General features: G+C 62.5%; 15 protein-coding genes and 1 pseudogene. 10 read left to right on the top strand and 6 right to left on the bottom strand.

The window, feature by feature from the left end:
• Positions 1–642: 642 nt before the first annotated feature.
• Both M0D43_RS00125 and M0D43_RS00120 read left to right on the top strand, forming a co-directional pair.
• Positions 643–1689, top strand: a complete 1047-nt coding sequence (locus M0D43_RS00125) for a sensor histidine kinase (protein WP_252163077.1) — start codon at positions 643–645, stop codon at positions 1687–1689.
• Positions 1686–2390: a LytR/AlgR family response regulator transcription factor gene (locus tag M0D43_RS00120; RefSeq protein ID WP_252163076.1), complete on the top strand. Its 705-nt coding sequence runs from the start codon at positions 1686–1688 to the stop codon at positions 2388–2390. Before M0D43_RS00125 ends, M0D43_RS00120 begins: the two co-directional genes overlap by 4 nt.
• On the opposite strand, the gene M0D43_RS00115 is transcribed toward M0D43_RS00120, so the two are convergent.
• On the bottom strand, positions 2387–3766 hold the full coding sequence (locus M0D43_RS00115) for a serine hydrolase domain-containing protein (protein ID WP_252163075.1): 1380 nt from the start codon (positions 3764–3766) through the stop codon (positions 2387–2389). The genes M0D43_RS00120 and M0D43_RS00115 overlap by 4 nt on opposite strands.
• Before the next feature lie 337 nt (positions 3767–4103).
• Between M0D43_RS00115 and M0D43_RS00110 the strand changes: the two genes are divergently transcribed.
• The 3 genes from M0D43_RS00110 (at position 4104) to M0D43_RS00100 (ending at position 7105) form a co-directional block, all read left to right on the top strand.
• The gene (locus tag M0D43_RS00110; protein WP_252163074.1) at positions 4104–4520 is read left to right on the top strand and encodes a hypothetical protein; all 417 of its coding nucleotides are present in this window, start codon (positions 4104–4106) and stop codon (positions 4518–4520) included.
• Complete coding sequence (locus M0D43_RS00105; protein ID WP_252163073.1) at positions 4517–5827, top strand: PQQ-dependent sugar dehydrogenase; 1311 nt, start codon at positions 4517–4519, stop codon at positions 5825–5827. Before M0D43_RS00110 ends, M0D43_RS00105 begins: the two co-directional genes overlap by 4 nt.
• A 243-nt stretch (positions 5828–6070) precedes the next feature.
• Positions 6071–7105 carry a Gfo/Idh/MocA family protein gene (locus tag M0D43_RS00100; protein ID WP_252163072.1) on the top strand — a complete coding sequence of 345 codons (1035 nt, stop codon included), beginning with the start codon at positions 6071–6073 and terminating at the stop codon, positions 7103–7105.
• A 261-nt stretch (positions 7106–7366) separates the two neighbouring features.
• On the opposite strand, the gene M0D43_RS00095 is transcribed toward M0D43_RS00100, so the two are convergent.
• From M0D43_RS00095 to M0D43_RS22005, 3 genes and pseudogenes are all read right to left on the bottom strand, one after another.
• Entirely contained in the window at positions 7367–7642 is a 276-nt protein-coding gene (locus M0D43_RS00095) for a hypothetical protein (protein WP_101364048.1), read from the bottom strand.
• A gap of 134 nt (positions 7643–7776) precedes the next feature.
• Positions 7777–8043: a YqaA family protein gene (locus M0D43_RS00090; protein ID WP_252163071.1), complete on the bottom strand. Its 267-nt coding sequence runs from the start codon at positions 8041–8043 to the stop codon at positions 7777–7779.
• A 264-nt stretch (positions 8044–8307) separates the two neighbouring features.
• Positions 8308–9496: pseudogene (locus M0D43_RS22005) on the bottom strand (FAD-dependent monooxygenase).
• Positions 9497–10391: 895 nt separating this feature from the next.
• Here M0D43_RS22005 and M0D43_RS00070 point away from each other — a divergent pair.
• From M0D43_RS00070 to M0D43_RS00055, 4 genes are read left to right on the top strand one after another with little or no spacing between them, the layout of a single operon-like run.
• Positions 10392–10910: a dehydrogenase gene (locus M0D43_RS00070; protein WP_252165154.1), complete on the top strand. Its 519-nt coding sequence runs from the start codon at positions 10392–10394 to the stop codon at positions 10908–10910.
• Positions 10898–11656: a PIG-L deacetylase family protein gene (locus tag M0D43_RS00065; protein WP_252163070.1), complete on the top strand. Its 759-nt coding sequence runs from the start codon at positions 10898–10900 to the stop codon at positions 11654–11656. The genes M0D43_RS00070 and M0D43_RS00065 overlap by 13 nt, the downstream gene beginning before the upstream one ends.
• Entirely contained in the window at positions 11653–12255 is a 603-nt protein-coding gene (locus M0D43_RS00060; protein ID WP_252163069.1) for a class I SAM-dependent DNA methyltransferase, read from the top strand. Before M0D43_RS00065 ends, M0D43_RS00060 begins: the two co-directional genes overlap by 4 nt.
• On the top strand, positions 12252–12920 hold the full coding sequence (locus M0D43_RS00055; protein ID WP_252163068.1) for a glycosyltransferase family 2 protein: 669 nt from the start codon (positions 12252–12254) through the stop codon (positions 12918–12920). The genes M0D43_RS00060 and M0D43_RS00055 overlap by 4 nt, the downstream gene beginning before the upstream one ends.
• A gap of 298 nt (positions 12921–13218) precedes the next feature.
• Here the strand turns inward: M0D43_RS00055 and M0D43_RS00050 are convergent, their stop codons facing one another.
• Together M0D43_RS00050 and M0D43_RS00045 are read right to left on the bottom strand one after the other, a co-directional pair.
• Positions 13219–14229 carry an RDD family protein gene (locus M0D43_RS00050; protein ID WP_252163067.1) on the bottom strand — a complete coding sequence of 337 codons (1011 nt, stop codon included), beginning with the start codon at positions 14227–14229 and terminating at the stop codon, positions 13219–13221.
• A gap of 114 nt (positions 14230–14343) precedes the next feature.
• Positions 14344–15594, bottom strand: a complete 1251-nt coding sequence (locus M0D43_RS00045; RefSeq protein ID WP_252163066.1) for a diaminobutyrate--2-oxoglutarate transaminase — start codon at positions 15592–15594, stop codon at positions 14344–14346.
• Between the two features lie 332 nt (positions 15595–15926).
• Between M0D43_RS00045 and M0D43_RS00040 the strand changes: the two genes are divergently transcribed.
• The gene (locus M0D43_RS00040; protein WP_252163065.1) at positions 15927–17063 is read left to right on the top strand and encodes an alpha-hydroxy acid oxidase; all 1137 of its coding nucleotides are present in this window, start codon (positions 15927–15929) and stop codon (positions 17061–17063) included.
• Positions 17064–17074 lie beyond the last annotated feature (11 nt).

The following is a 17074-nucleotide window of genomic DNA, read 5'->3' as shown; positions in this document are numbered from 1 at the left end:
GTCAGTCCGGTGTTCAGGCCTGCCTCCAATGCAGTGGTCAAACGGTCGATATCGCCGGTCGCCGCAAACGCGGCAATCGGTGCGATGGCTTGCTGTCGGGCCGATAGACTTGCAGAGATGGGCATACCGATGGACTCCAGAGGACGTGTTGACGCGGGGGAGGGGCAACCACACAAACAGCGACCGCGCCGAGGACGCAGCCACCACGCGCGCACGTGAGGCCGATGCACCACAGTGGTCGGTCTCACAGATCCAGATCTAAGGGGGCGCTGCGCTGACATCCAAGCGTTGTCTGCTTGTGTGATGCGCAAGCCGCAAGCCTGGGCGGCTGCGCGATGGGCCATGCACGCAGCGCGATGCGTCTGGACAGGGGATGGCGCCAGCATGCTGTATCCGCCTCGCCATTCCAGTCGCGTGTACCGCATGCAGTTGTGAAATGCGCTCATTGCCGCGTGGCGGTAACGGCGCAAGCGCGCAGCGCTTGGCGCAGATGCAAGACGCCTCGGGATGGGACACCGTTTCTGCATGAGTGATGCACCGCATCCCGCGCCGCCTTATGCTTTGCGCCAGCCTTCAGCAGGAATGTCCTGCCTGAGCGCCAACGGAGCGGACGCGTTTGATCGATGCAGGAAGGCGGCACGCATGCGCGGGGTAAGACGCATGTTCTGGCTGATGCAGACCTTGGGATGGGCGCTGTTCCTGGCGATCGCCTACCTGGCGCGGCCGAGCGAAGAACAGGTGCCCGACGCGCTTCAGCTTGCTGCAGTGATCGGTCTGAGCATGGGCGGGTTGCTGGGTAGCCTCGTGCTGCGCTGGCTGTATCGCAGGCTGCAGGCCGATGGGTATGGCGAGCTACGCTGGCTTGGGCTGCTGTTCGTCGGCAGCCTGGCGATGGCGATGGCGGTCGGCGTCGATCTCGCCGTGCACGGCGTGCTGTGGCTGTTGCGCGATCTGTCGCCGGCGACGACGGCATTGCATGACGCGCAGCCCATGATCTCCAGTACACCCTTGCTGTTTCCCGCCTATATCGCCTGGAGTCTGCTGTATCTGTCGATCAGCAGGCAGACGCGCCTGGCCGAGGCCACACGCCATCAGAACGACCTGCGCCTGGCGCTCAAGGAGGCGCAGTTGCAGCGGCTGCTCGGCCATATCAGCCCGCACTTCACCTTCAACACGCTCAATAACATCCGCGCGCTCATCCTGATGGATCCGGAGCTGGCGCGCGAACAGCTCACGCGTTTTGCCAGCACGCTGCGCTACCAGTTCAGCGCCGGCGAAGAAGCCCTGGTCACGGTGGACGACGAAATGGCGGTGGTGCGCGATTATCTGGGCCTGGTCGGCATGCAGCTGGGCAAACGCCTGCGCTACACCGAACAGCTGGACCCGCGTGCGTTGCCGCGGCAGGTCCCGCGTTTTTGCGTGCAGCTGCTGGTGGAAAACGCCATCAAGCATGGTCTGGGGCCAAGCAGCAGCGGGGGCCAGCTGCATGTGGAGATCGCCTTGCAGGGCACGCGTCTGCAGATCGATGTGCGCAACAGCGGCCGCTTGCAGCACACCGGCAGCAGCGGCACCGGCCTTGCGAATCTGCGGCAACGTCTGCAACTGTCGTTCGGTGCAGGTGCCGGCCTGGGCCTGCAGGAAGAGGGCGGGTGCGTGGTTGCGCAGGTCTGGATCGGAGGTGGTGCGTGATCGATGCAGTGATCGTGGAGGATTCGGAGCTGGCCCGTTTCGAACTGGAGCATCAGCTCAAGGGCCACCCGCAGATACGCGTGCTGGGGCATGCCGGTGACGTGGATGCCGCGGTGGAGCTGATCGAATCGAGCGCACCGGCGTTGGTCTTTCTGGACATCGATCTGCCCGGCGGCAATGCGTTCGATGTGCTGGAGCGGCTGAGCCAGGTGCCGCGCATCATCTTCACCACCGCATTCGACGCCCACGCACTCAAGGCCTTCGGCTACAACACCGTGGATTACCTACTCAAACCGATCGCGCCGCAGCGGCTTGCGCAGGCCATCGCCAAGGTGGGCGAGGCTTTACCCACCGCGCCGGTGCGGCGCGCGATGGACAGCGCCATCTTCATCAAGGATGGCGAACACTGCTTTCTGGTCAAGCCACGTGACATCCGTGCGATCGAGGCAGTGGGCAACTACAGCCGCGTGTACTTCCAGAACCACTCGCCGCTGCTGTATCGCCCACTGGGTGCGATCGAAACACAGCTGGCGCCGGAGAAATTTTTCCGCGCCAGCCGCAAGTACATCGTCAATCTGGATTTCGTGGAGCAGGTGGCGCCGTGGAGCAATGGGGGGCTGATGCTCACCCTGCGTGGCGGGCTGGAAGTGGACATCTCACGTCGGCAGAGCGTGCGGTTCCGGGAGCTGCTCAGCCTTTAGCGCGCAGCGCCTGCTGCCACTTCGCCGATGCCGCTGCTGTCGCCCAGTAAACGGTCGTGCAGCGTCATGACAGCCCGTCCGCTGCTGTCGACGGCAAAGCTCAATGCGTCCAGGGTGTCGCCCAGGTAGTAGCGTCCGTCGGCATGCGGCGTGACCACAAGCGCATCCTCGCCTTCGCGTTGCAGCTGCAACGCGCCGTCCACGCTGGCCAGTATCCGTACGTCGTCCTTGGCAAAGCGGTAGCGGCCGAGCCACGCCCGGGCGTCGTTACGCGCCACAAGCGCCGGTGCATAGGGCGTGCCTGCGGCGATGGCCGCCAGGCGCACGCTGAGCGTGGTCGGATCCAGAAACTCCGCATTGGTCAGCACGGTGACGAAGACGTCCGGCTGCTGCAGGCGCACCACGTAGCTGTTGAAGCCATTGATGAAACCACCGTGCTCGACGTCGGCAATGCCATTGGTTTGGCCGATGATCCAGCCGAATCCGTAAGGCGAGGCGCTGCCATCGGCCAGCACGGTCTTGCGCATCGCCTGCGCCAGTAGCGATGCGGGCACCGGCACGCCGTCGCGTAATGCACGGTGCCAGATGGCCAGGTCGTCCACGGTACTGATCAGGCCACCGGCGCCTTGCGGCTGCGTCATGCTGATGAAGTCCGCGTTCTGCAGTTCGCCCTTGCTGCGGCGGTAGCCATGGGCCCGCTTGCCGATGATGGCCAGGTGGCTGTCGTAGCGCGTGTGCTGCATGCCCAGGGGTTGGAACAGCGACTGCTGCAGGTAGGCAGCATAGGACTGACCGGAGAGACGTTCGATCAGATGGGTCAGCACGATGTAGTTGGAGTTGCTGTAACCGAACCGGGTGCCCGCAGCGAACTCCAGCGGCAGGTCCTTGAAGTAGTTCATCAGGCGCGGCGCATCGGTGTCGTCGCGCCGTGCTGCGCGCGAGGCCGCGATGCTGCTGACGTTCTTGATGCCCGAGGTGTGGGTGAGCAGCTGCCGCACGGTCACCTGTGCCAGCGGGCCGCTCAGCGCCGGATCGAGCGACACCACCGTCGCGTCCAGGCTCAGCTTGCCTGCCTGGATCAGCTGCAACACGGCCACCGCGGTGAACTGCTTGCTCATCGACGCCAGCCGTAGCGTCGCATCCGGCTGCATCGCCAGCCCGTTTTCGATATCGGCCATGCCGTACGCCCGGCGCAGCAAGACCGTGTCGCCACGCGTGACCAGCACCACGCCACCGGGTTGATTGCCCTTGAAAAATGCATCCGCCTCGCGTGCCAATTCTGTGGTGGCGGGCGCAGCCACCACAGGTGGTGCAGCACGCGCTACCCCGGCTGCGCTCAATGCCGCTGCCAGCATCACTGCTCCGATCGTCTTCATCTGCCTGCTCCCTGAGTGGATGCGGCCAGCCTAAAAGCGCGTTCTCGCTGCACCGAGCACTCTATGACCTGTGGTCGGTGTGCCGGTCCAGTGGTCATGTGGCGGGATGAGCGGCGAGGTGTCTGGTCGAACTGCGCGAGTGAGCACTGATGGATGCCGACACCAGACGGTGCCGAGTGGCCTTCGAGCATCGCCAGGCGCAACCGCGCAACGACCCGGCGCGTGCAACAGTGCATTCATACCCTGGGCAGAGGCGGTGCACGCAAAATCGTCCTGCTCATCACACGCCAGCTGGCAGCATCGGTGCATGTTTCGCCATTGCCTCAACGAGTCCACCATGAACGCAGCCGTCGTTTCGCCCCGTCGCTGGGCCATCCATCCGTTCCATGCAGCCGTGCTCGGCGGCGTGTGGCCCTTGTTTCTTGGCGCGCTCTTGAGCGACTACGCCTACTGGAGCAGCTACCAGATCCAATGGAGCAACTTCGCGTCCTGGCTGTTGGTCGGGGCCATGGTGGTGACCACCATCGCGCTTGTGGCCGCCATCGTCGGGCTTGTGCGCGGCAGCCGCAACGTCGTCTATGTGATCGCATTGGTGGCAACCTGGATCGTCGGCTTTTTCGATGCGCTGCATCATGCGCGCGATGCCTGGGCCATCATGCCGGCGGCATTGACGCTGTCGGCAATCGCCACGCTGTTCGCATTGGTCGCCACCTGGGCGGGGCTGTCGGGGCTGCGCATCGGAGGTGCACGATGAGCCGCTACACACATGTGCTTGCAGTCTCCATCCTTGCTGCAGCGCTGGCCGCCTGCGGCAAAGCGCCTGAGCTCGATCAGCACGGCGCCACGCCGGAACTGCCGGCGCCGGATCGCGGGGTACTGCCCGACATGACGATCGCCGAGCCCACCGCATGGGGTGACCGCAAGCCGAGCGTGCCGGCGGGGTATCGCATCACCGCCATCGCGACCGACCTCGGCATTCCGCGCCAGACGCTGGTGCTGCCGAATGGCGACATCCTGGTGGCCGAAGGCCGCGGCGGCTCTGCGCCAAGCCTCAAGCCCAAGGACATCATTGCCGGCCCGATCAAGGCCAAGGGCACGTCCAAGGCCAAGAGCGGCAATCGCCTCACCTTGTTGCGCGACGGCGATGGCGATGGCACCTATGAACTGAAGACGGTTTTTGCCGACAAGCTCAACGCGCCCTATGGGCTCGCGCTGATCGGCAATGCGCTCTATGTCGCCAATCAGGACGCGCTGCTGCGCTTCGACTATCGCCAGGGCCAGACCAAGGCCAGCGGTGCACCGAGCAAGGTGACCGATCTGCCATCGGCCATCAATCACCACTGGACCAAGGCGCTCACCGCCAGTGCGGACGGTCGGTACCTGTATGTGGCCATCGGCTCCAACAGCAACATCACCGAGCGCGGTATGGCCGTCGAGCTCGACCGCGCACAGATCTGGCAGGTGGATGCCGCAACCGGGGCGCACAAGCCGTACGCCACCGGCATCCGCAATCCCACTGCGTTGGCCATCCAGCCGGGCAGCGGGGCGTTGTGGGCGGTTGTCAACGAGCGTGATGAAATTGGCCCCAACCTGGTGCCCGACTATTTGACCTCGATGCGCGAAGGCGGCTTTTATGGCTGGCCGTATAGCTATTGGGGCAAGAACGTAGATACCCGCGTGATGCCGCAGGACCCGCAAAAGGTGGCATCGGCGATCGTGCCGGATTACGCGCTGGGTTCGCATGTCGCGGCACTTGGCGTTGCGTTTTCGTCCAGCGCAATGGGCGCCAAGTTCGCCGACGGCGTGTTCGTCGGTGAGCATGGCAGCTGGAACCGCGACCCACCTGTCGGCTACAAGGTGGTGTTCGTGCCGTTCCGCGACGGTCGCCCGGCAGGCGCCCCGATCGACTTCGTATCCGGCTTCCATGGCGAAGATGGCAAAACCCGTGGACGCCCGGTTGGTGTCACAGTTGACCCGCGCGGTGCATTGATCGTTGCCGACGATTTGGCCAACATCATCTGGCGCGTTACGCCGGAAACTGCGGCCGCGACGCCGCAGTAAGCAGACCCATCCATGCAGTTTCTATCCTGGTGCCGAAAGGTCCAGGATGGAAAACTGCAGCCGGCTGCTTCGGCGCTGCTTCCAATTGGTCGCGATACCGATCGGACACGTTGTCATGCGCTGAAGCGTACTGCGCTTAATCTGGCACTGATGCTTTTCACGCGAACCACGCCCGATGCCTCGTCGTGTACGTAACCCGCGCTTTGCTAGCATCGTGGCATCACCGATGCAGAGCACGTCATCATGCTGCCAACGACATTCCCAACGCCGGATCTGTTCCTGCCAGGCCAAGGCGAACCCGTGTTGCGATGGGGCGTACTGGGTCCGGGAAAGATCGCATCTGCCTTTGTAGGTGCATTGCGTAGCAACACTCAGCAGCGTCCATTCGCGGTGGCCTCACGCAACCGCGCGCGTGCCCAAGCCTTCGCCGATACCTGGGCGATGGAGCATGCCTACGATAACTACGAGGCACTTGTTTGCAACCCAGACGTCGACATCGTCTACGTTGCGACGCCACATAGCGAACATCTGGAACATGGCCTGCTGGCACTGCGCGCGGGCAAGCATGTCTTGATTGAGAAGCCCATCACTACCTGCGCGCAAGATGCCCGCGTGCTGGTGCAAGAGGCACGTGCGCGCGGACTCTTCTTGATGGAAGCCATGTGGAGCCGCTATCTGCCCCACACCTCTGTAGTGCGCAAGCTGCTGTCCGATGGAGCGCTGGGCGATATCCGGCACGTGTTTGCAGATCTAAGCCAGTCGGGCCCACGCGACCCGCTGCATCGGCAACGCAACGCAGCACTGGGCGGCGGCGCGCTGCTCGATCTGGGCGTCTACGCCATGCAGTTTTCCTCAATGATTCTCGGCGCGCCCAGCGCAATCACGGCCGTTGGCGCACTGACCCAAACCGGTGTCGATGCGTATTCAACCGTGGTGCTGTCGCATGGCGGGCACGCGCAGTCCACCCTCATCAGTTCCATCGTGGCCCGTAGCAGCTCGACCGCCTATGTCACCGGTAGCGTGGGCCGCATCGATCTGGCTGGCGACTTTCATAACCCGACCACGTTGCGTCTGGCAGGCAATGATGACGCCACCGCACCGATACTCTGGACCGATACCACCGGCATCGACGGCTATCGCGGGCTCTCCTGGCAAGCCACCGCAGCTGCCGGCTATATCGGGCAGGGACTGAAAGAATCACCGCTGCATCCGCTCGAGGAGGTTATGCAGATCATGACAACACTGGACGTGGCGCGGTCGCAGCTAGGTCTGGTGTGAGTCAGTAAGCGCTCGCGTCAAAGTCCCGGGCAGGACGGTCATCGATGCAGAAGCAATCTGCTCCTGACGAACGCCGCTGCTGTCGAGCGGTTCACGGAGACCTGGCGCGGCGCAGTTCAGTACCGGCATTTGAAGCGGGTCGTGCTCGTTTGATGCATATCGAGATCGTAAAAAAAGACGCCCCAGCAATGCAGGGGCGTCTTGCTAGTCGCGTCTCAGTCGGTCAGCCCAGCGCGTTGGGTTCACATCGAACCGCGCCTGTTACGGCAGATCGCACTTGAGCTTTCCGTCCACGTAGTACGGCTTGGGAACGTCCGGATTCTTGCTGGTCTTTTCGAACACCACTTCAAACGAACCAAGATCCGGCGTGCCGTTGCGCGATGTGCAGGCTTCCTGCAATTTCTTCTTCACTGCCGCAATGCCCGCGTCGCGATTGGCACCATCGGCGCTGTTGGTCAGGTTGGCAACCTCGGCGTAGGCCATCGGGCTCAGCGCCACCAGGCAACCCGCCAGTATCATCGTCTGTAGCTGCTTCATACATTCTCCTTTGTCGTATCGCTCATGCGCTGCAGCTACCCTGCAGCGCCGATAGCATAGGTGGGTCGCGTTAAGCCCTCGTGCGCAGTGGAATCCGGTACGTCAGGCCAGGCGGCATCTGCTCGGGCTGGCAGTCACGAGGCAATCGCAAGCGTCGCCCATGCAATGACGGCATAGCGTGCGGTCTTGGCAACCACCAGCAGAGGTAGTACGGCACGCAGCGCCTCGCGCCCGATCCACCAATTGATCAACGACCCCAACACGTTGCCAAAACTCGCAACCATCGTCAGGCCAACAACAGATCCGCCGTCCAGCAGCAATGCAACCAACATGGCCTCGGACTGCGCAGGCAGCAGCGTGGCAGCAATTAGCGACACGACAAAGAGCCAGAGATAGGTCAATGGCGGTCCGGACAGTAGTGGGTGACAGCCGCACGAGACACACGCAGCCGATGCTTCACGGCTCGCGTCTAATCAGCACGCTGTCAGGGCATGTGGACGACGCACTGAGGTAGTGCCGCGACCAGTTTCGGTAACGGCACCATTGAGTCTCTACGCGCGACCAGAATATGCCTCTAATCCCAGCACTATCACCGACCACGCACAAACACCTAGCTCGCTCGCCTGCTGCGGTGGATGTGACTTCATCGCTGTCACCTTAGCGAGTTACTCATAGCGCGACAGCACAATCGATCTGGAGTCCCGCGCGAAACGATCAGTCATGAATTTGTTGAAGAGCGGTCTGCTAGCGATATGCATGGCACCGCGCAGCAGCGCCAGTCCAAGACGCGTGTGCGGCCACAGCAGGCGTGGAAGCAGCTAGGGGACGTTCTGCCCCTCTTCGACGAACGGTCGCGTGATGTGCTCGTAGCGCGAAAATGCCGCCGAAGGCGTATCCGCCTTGGCAAGCTCTCCGGCGAGCACATACCCACCCACGATCGCCAGCGTGGTGCCGATACCAGAGAGCGCCGTGGGACACCATGCTGCGTCGCCAGTCAGCACCACCCGCGCATTGGACCAACGCGGCATGCGTACCTGACGCAGCACGTCGAAGTAGATATCGTCGACGTCTTCCATCGCTTCGATAATGCGTGGAAATTCCCACCCCAGCCTGGAAAACTGCGCATGGATGAAGGCGCGCTGTTGCGCTGCGTTCCAGGTATTTTCGTTGTCTGGCCGCTTCTGGATTCCAAGGTGGACGCCCAACATCCCATCGCGTGCCGGCTTCACCACTACCTCGTCCTCCCGGCGCGTTGTATTGCCGCGCGTAGGCACTATCGTGGGCGCGTTGCGGAATGCTGAAATAGGCGATGGTCATGTCCATCCGGCGCGGCCTGTTTTCGCCCGGAAAGATCAGTTCACGGGCGTGCGAACCAACGCCTTCGGCCACCACGACGCATGTGTAACGTTCCTGACGGCCACTGGTAAAGGTCACCTGCACGCCGCCATCGCGCTGCTCTACGCGGACGATGGTGTCGTCGAAGCGGAAATTCGCCCCCTTTTCTAACGCCGCGTCATACATAATTTGCGCGATGTCGCCACGGCGGATTTCGAGCTCCGCCGTTGGACCGCTATCGTTGCTGGAATCCGCCGCTTCGAAGCGTGCCACCACACGGTCGGCGTCGGTGACCCAGTCTGTCCCGCGCTCGCGAGTGCTACGCGCGAGTGCCGCCGCTTCCAGGCCCATGCGACGCAATAGCTCGCGTGCATTACACCGCACATCAACGTTCTGACCGCCATTGCGGAACGGCGGCGCGCGCACCACCACACTCACATTCCATCCCGACCGGGCAAGCCAAAACGCAGTGGTCGTGCCGGCTACGCTGGCACCTGTAATGAGTACACGGCGAGTCATGCACCTTTCTCCGAAAAAATACATCATACATGATCTATTTTGTCGGGCGGTCGGCGTCCCCAGTTGGGGCCGCTCAATGCGGCTCTGGCATGCCACGCACCAGGCCGCTGGTAGTCGCCGCTCCCCGCCGCGACGACGTCAACACTGGATAAGCGGGCAGGGAGCATCGATGACGGGCCAAGATCACGCCGTGTGAAGTGCTGCCGCGAGCGTGCCTTGCCGTGTTTGCGGGCGAACGTAAGCGGCGCTCGACGTGGCGCCATGCAAACATTCCACAAGAAGTTCACGCATGGGCCGCGTTCGCTTTGCGGCTGCGTTGGTGCCGCAGCAGTGAACGCAATGTCACCTCGATGTGTTCAGCGCATGCGCACGGACTCACCCCGGATTGACGATGCAACGCCTAGGTTGGCGAATGTCTCAGTCATCCACTGCCCGTGATCACCTGCCGGGCACGCTTCCACGATCGCCAGATGGAATGCTTGCGCAACGCGTTCGACATCATGTGCGGACGATTCCCGTGCTTCCCCATCCAGGTTCCGGGCAGACGCGTAGACGTTGGCAGGCACTAAGCAGATTTGGCGCCGAGAGCTTGCCAGTGGCCAAGGTGCTGGAAGCGCACTACGATGCCTTGTCCATTTTTTCCGAGGCCGGCAATCCAGCACCGCCGATAGGGACAGTTTGGGCGGTATGGGCTGCCGGTGGTCCAAGCGATACGGTAGCCTATGACACGACGACATGCAGCGTGTCTGGCGTCAAACCGTGGTGTAGTGCAGAGCTTGAAGTGGTGACGCATGCGCTGGTGACCATCAGAAACGGTGATCAGCATCCACTTGCTGCGGTCGCGCTGACGCAAGGCCAGTTCGAGCTCGACGCAAGCCAGTGGCATGGCCCTGGCATGGTCGGCATTCCTACCGGCAACGGGCTGTTCAAGAACGCGCCTGCCGTGGTGCTTGCCGAGCCGGACTTCTATCTGCGGCGGCCGGGCTTCTGGCACGGAGGGGCGGGGATCGCTGCGTGCTGGTACGGCGCCGCAACAGCGATTGCCGAGCATGTACGTTGCTCGCCCCGGGTGATGCACAGCCCATTTTGCGCAGCGCATTTGGGCGCCATCGACGCGCAGCTGTCAGCCGCACGGCTACTGCTGCAAGACTTGGCGAATAGGATCGATAGCGCCCCGACGGAAAGCCATCAGTTCGCAGTCATCCAGCTGCGCAGCCTGATGGATCGCATCTGTCGCGACGTGATCGAGCGTGCCGCACTCGCACTGGGCCCTGTTTCCCTGTGCTGCGACGCCGAACATGCGCAGCGCTGTGCCGACCTTGCTGCCTTCATCCGCCAATCGCATGGCGAAAAAGATGAGCAATGGCTGGGTGAGCAGCTCCACGCACGCGAGGTCGCTCCATGGCTGCTTTGAGAGGCGAGCATATCGAAGGACAGGGCAACACCGAAGCGCGTTGGAACGCCTCATGTCAGTTGAATGCTCTGCCGACGACCACCGTTGAGCAGCTGCTTGGTCACGCGCGCCGGGTCGTGGTGGTGTCCCCGCATCCTGACGACGAGGTGCTGGGATGCGGCGGGCTGCTTGCGATGGCGATCGATTCGGGGCGAGAGGTGTTGATCGTCTCCGTCACGGACGGCGAAGCGGCCTATCCGGACGAAGACGCCTGGCCGCCAACGCGGCTTGCCGCAGCGCGCCGCGAAGAACTGCGGCATGCGCTGTCATGTCTGGGTGTCGATCCGGAACACGTCGTCAGACTGGATATGGGAGATGGTCAAGTGCGCGCAGGTGTGATTGCACTTGGTGCTCGGCTTGTCGATCTGCTCAAACCAAGCGATGCGGTGTTGGTGACCTACGCACGCGATGGACATCCCGATCACGAAGCATGCGCAGATGCAGCGACGCGCGCAGTCGCATCCTGCGCAGCGCGGCTGATCCAATTTCCGGTCTGGGCGTGGCACTGGGATGACCCACACGCCAGTCAGGTGCTGGCGTCGGCAACACGTCTTGCACTTCCACCCGCTTCCCATGCCGCAAAGATGCGCGCGATCTATGCATTCAAAACGCAGACCGGTCACGTCACTCCCGCGCTGCGCAATCCCATCCTTCCCGATTGGGCGCTGGCTAGATTTCGGCGCGACTTTGAGGTCTATCTGCCATGAATGTCCAGGCCAACGCCGACTACTTCGATAGCATCTACCAACAGCCCGACCCCTTCGGTTATACAACGCGTTGGTACGAGACGCGCAAGCGCGACATCCTGCTGGCAAGCTTGCCCAGGAGAAGGTTCGCACGTGGATGGGAACTGGGCTGTTCCAATGGCGAGGCGACATGCGGCCTGGCTGCCCGCTGTGAGTACTTGTTGGCAACCGACATGTCCGCAGCCGCGATCGAGCAGGCCAAACAGCGCGTGGGCGAATGCAGCCATGTCGAGATTCTCCAAGCGTGTCATCCGCAGCAATGGCCGGCGGGTAATTTCGACCTGATCGTGTTGAGTGAGGTCGGCTACTACCTCGCTGCAGCCGAGTTGGAACACCTGATCGTACGCATCCAGGACGCACTCACTCCAGATGGACTTCTGGTGGCGTGTCACTGGAAGCATCCGTTCGAACAGGCGCAACAGGACGGCGTGGCGGTGCATGCACATAGTGCACGCCTGCTGACGCTTCCTCTGGCGTATCGCTATGAAGACGGCGACTTTCTTCTCGAAGCATGGACGGCACAACCGCTATCGGTCGCACAGCAAGAAGGACTGCGATGATCGCCGTCATCATTCCGGCGCATAACGAAGCCGAGTGCATGGCTGCGTGTCTCCGATCGGTCTTCCGCGCTGCCTCACACCCCGACTTGAACGAACCGGTAGAAGTCATCGTCGCCGTGGATCGCTGTACGGACGCCACCGCCGAGCTCGCACTGGCAGTGGGGGCGCGTGTGGTTGATGTGCCGCTGCCGGGCGGTGTTGGCATCGCCCGCGCCGCGGCCGCGTCCACAGCCATTGCGCTGGGCGCAGACTGGCTGGCAGTCACCGATGCCGATTCCCGCGTTCCGGCGGATTGGTTAATCGAACAACGCAGGGCAGGCGCCGGCGTGTTTTGTGGCGTGGTGGAAGTGGAGGACTGGCTGGACTACTCCGACGAAGTGCGGAGTAAGTTCGAACAGACACAGGCAACCAGAGAAGGGCACGGCCGCATCCACGGTGCCAACCTCGGCGTCCGCGCGGATTTGTATCAACAGTGCGGCGGATTTTCTGCATTGACCTGCAGCGAAGACGTTGCGCTTGTCCGCGCATTGCAGGCAATCAAAGCCCCGATCGCCTGGTCGCCACGCGCGGTTGTCTTGACCAGTGCCCGCCGGCATGCGCGTGCACTCGGCGGTTTTTCGAGCTTCCTCAGGCAGCTGGAAGTTTTGCCGCTGGCCCCGGCATAAGCTTGCAGTGTGCCACGAGGCCGTAGGCTTCAACGCGATGGCATCGCTGGCGGAAAAGCCTTTTCCCAGCTTTCTCAATAGTCTTCCAGCGTCAAGAGGCCATGGGTGGCGCTAGCCTGGTGATACCTGGTTGTGTCGACGCTATGGGGCTGCGGCGGAACTCTGGGGTCCCTGATTAGTGAATGTGTCGCCTGCGCTGAAGCGGTGTGGCATCACCATCGTGCAACGATGGGAAAGACTCACCAGTTCGGCATTGCCATCTTTCGGTCATGAAAAGGCACGCAAGGCCAATTCCTGATTACCTTGGCGCCTCGACACGGCTACTTGCTCCTAGCGCTTTTGGCGTGAATTGGTAACTCCTGGAATTCCAGGATGATGCGATGCCCAGGTCATAGCCATAGAGCAGCGTGACGTGAATCGCCGACATCGCGGCTGCCTTTTTGTCGTTGGCGAGGACGACCTTGGCAATATGCGCAGCCAGCGTGGCGTCTTCGAGGCGCCGTTCCGACAGGTTCACTTGCACCACGACTGACTGGCCATTCGGCGTGCCGAGCAACGTGTTGTGCACAAGCATGACTGAACGCACGTCTGGCACGGCACTGACGGCTTTATGCGCTACCAACAGGTCTTTGTAGTCATCGCTCTCTGCGAGCTGTGCGGTGAACACCGGGAGTATCGCGGCGATGATCAGCAGCACACAGACCACGATCAGATGCACGTGTCTCACCGGCATGGGCCTGACCGCGGCGACAGGAACCTGCGCCATGACCACTGAACTTCCCGCCGCCAGATCGTGCAGCGAACGGCGACCTTGGCGATTGAAGACATACAGGTAGATGATCGAGAGCGCCCCGCCGAAAATCAGCAACGACAATACGTAACCCATCGGCGACGTTGCTGCGGAGCTGTCGATTTGGGTGCCGTTGAGGAAGAACGGAATACCCAGCACCGAGTAACGTAACAGCGATTGCGGCAGCGTCAGTAGAGCGCCGGTCTTGCCGACCACACGCACACCGAGAAGGCGCTTGCCCAGTGTTTGGCCGCCGCACAGCACACTATTCGTGACGCCGAAGTAGGTCAGTGCAATGACGAATCCGAGTAGCCTTGCGTAGCCGCCCAGGCGCACGAATACCTCTGCCAGCACCAGGCCGGCCAGTACGCCGATCGCCGCCAGCACCAGACAATCAACAATAAACGCTGCCGAGCGCGGCCAGAAACCTGCTGCGGAAGGCGTAACGCCCGCCGCTTTACTCATGCTCACTTCCATGTAATCCCCGTTTGCAATTTTCCCTTGCGCGGATGATGCCATGACAGTGGAGGCGAGACTACCCGGGCGGCTGGCGATGGTCAGGGCAATAGATGGTTGGGACGATGAAGACGCGACACAGGTGTGGTGACGAACTTGTTCTGCTTCTTTTGCATCTCAGCCACATGCCGAGACAACAGCATCCGACAGGATCTCCAGGCCCTCGTGCAGCAATGCATCCGGTGTGGTCAATGGGGCCATGACCTTCAGGACCTCCCCGCGTGCGCCTGCCGTTTCGATGACCAGCCCGTTGCGGAATGCGCGAGCGCTTGCGACGGCGGCGCGTTCGCGCGTGCGCATGTCAAGCCCGATGAACATGCCGCGCCCTTTGATGCGCGCTTCCGGTACGTGCGCAGCCATGCGTGTCAGTGCCTGGGCAACGAGTTGACCGCGTCTGTCGATCTGCGTGCGAAGCGCATCGTCTGCCCAGAATTTACGCAACGCCACGGTCGCGGTGAGCATCGCGTGGTTGTTGCCGCGAAAGGTGCCGGTGTGCTCGCCAGGAAGCCAGCTATCGTGCTCCGGTGCGACCAGCAGCAGGGACAACGGCAAGCCGAAGCCAGATAGAGATTTGGATAAGGTGATCAGGTCGGGGACCAGCGCCTGGTCGTCAAAACTGAAGAAGTTTCCACAGCGTCCGCAACCAGCCTGGATATCATCCACGATCGTCAGCGCACCATGACGGCGAGCGGCGGCGAATACCCGATGCAACCAGGGTGTGGACGCGACATTGAGTCCGCCTTCGCCCTGAACCAGCTCCAGCACGATGGCAGCTGGCGGGTCGATCCCGCTGGAAGGATCGTCCAGCAGCGCGTCGAGCAGGGCGGCACTGTCGACTTCGCCGCCAAGGTAGCCGTCGTAGGGTAGCCGGGTGACGCCGCCATGCAGCAGGTCCATGCGATGGTGGCGGCTGCCCGTCGCGGCCAGCGCTCCCATCGATAAGCCGTGATACGCATTGCTGAAGGCAATGATGTTGTGGCGTCCTGTGCGCTTGCGTGCCAGCTTGAGCGCAGCCTCGATGGCATTGGCACCGGTCGGGCCGGTGAATTGCAGCCGGTGGGGCAAGCCGCGCGGACGCAAGATGTGTGCAACGAAGTTGTCGATAAAATCGTGCTTGGCCTGCGAGTGTAGGTCCAGCGACATCGCCAGGCCGCCCTCGCGCAAATGCGCCACCAATGCCTCGGTCATGTCTGGATCGTTGTGACCGTAATTGAGCGCGCCACAGCCTGCGAGGAAGTCGATGTAGCGACGTCCCTGTGCATCGAACAGCTCACTGCCCGCGCCACGGACGAAGAGCGCGTCGAACGTGCGGCAATAGCTGCGCACATTGGATTCATGGTGCTGGAACAGTTGGCGCGGGTCGATCATGTCGATTCCAAGTCGTGACAGCAGCGTGCGGCCCCGGGACTGCGCGGTGGGTCCAGCATGTTTCGGTGGTGCCTAGCAGAACGTCCGCCGCGAACAACGAGTGGCCACGTTGCATTCCGAGCGGCCCTGGACGCGTAGCGCTGCGCCGTGCGTTACGCCACGCCAGGGTGAGGTGCCGAGCGGTGAATAACCGACCTTTTTTAAGACGATGCTTGATCCGTGTCTTGACTCGCTGTGCCGCGCGGTTGTCTGCGATGGCGTCGGTCGGTACACGGGCAACGCTTGGGCATGGATGCTGTATTTCCGTCATCCACGCGCGTTAGCATCGTCCGATGCGAACCCTGACCTGCCTGGATGATGTTCAAGCGTTGGCGCGTCGCCGGGTGCCGCGCATGTTCTATGACTATGCGACCGCCGGCAGTTGGTCGCAATCGACCGTGCAGGCGAATCGTCGTGATTTCGATGCATGTTCGCTGCGTCAGCGCGTCGGGTGCGATGTTTCGCAGCGCAGTACAGCGACGCGCATGCTTGGGCATGCGGTGACGATGCCGGTCGCGCTGGCGCCGACCGGGTTGGCTGGCCTGATTCATGCCGATGGCGAAATTCTCGGTGCGCGCGCAGCCGAGGCGTTCGGCGTGCCGTTCGTCTTGTCGACGATGAGCATCTGCTCGTTGGAGCAGGTGTGCGCCGGTGTGCGCAAGCCGTGCTGGTTCCAGCTCTATCCACTGCGTGACCGAGGTGTCGTTGCAGCGTTGATTGAACGCGCGACCGTCGCCGGTTGCGACGCCTTGATGGTGACGATGGATGTGCCGTTCTTGGGCCAGCGCCATGCCGATCTGCGCAATGGGCTGAGCGTGCCTCCCCGGTTACGGCCTGAGGTGCTGCTGGATTTTCTGACCCATCCGCGCTGGGCACTGGGACTGTTGCGGACGCGCCGCCGTTGCTTCGGCAATCTCGTCGATTACGTGCCTGCTGGAGGCGATCTGCAGACGCTTGCCGAGTGGACCGCCCGCCAGTTCGATGCCAGCCTGGGGTGGGATGATCTGGCATGGATCAGAAGCCGCTGGGATGGGACGTTGGTAGTGAAGGGTGTTCTCGATGTGGAAGACGCGCGGCAGGCGTTGCAGGCCGGCGCCGACGCACTGGTAGTCAGCAATCACGGCGGGCGGCAACTGGATGGGGCGGTGTCCAGCCTTCGCGCCCTGCCGGCGATCGCCGAGCTCGCGGCGGGCCGCGCCGGGGTACACCTGGACAGCGGCATCCGCTGCGGCCAGGACGTGCTCAAGGCGCTGGCGCTTGGGGCATGCGGGACCTATATCGGCCGTGCATGGCTGTATGGGCTCGGTGCGTTGGGCGAGCAGGGCGTTGCAAGGGTTTTAACGCTGATCCAGCGCGAACTGGAATTGACGATGGCACTGTGCGGACGGACCCGTATCGCAGAGATCGATCGTTCAGTCGTGGTGGATTGATCGCATGACGC

The sequence above is a fragment of the Xanthomonas prunicola genome, assembly GCF_025266575.1.
GTDB classification, from domain to species: domain Bacteria; phylum Pseudomonadota; class Gammaproteobacteria; order Xanthomonadales; family Xanthomonadaceae; genus Xanthomonas; species Xanthomonas prunicola.
This window is presented reverse-complemented; position numbering and strand designations above follow the sequence as displayed.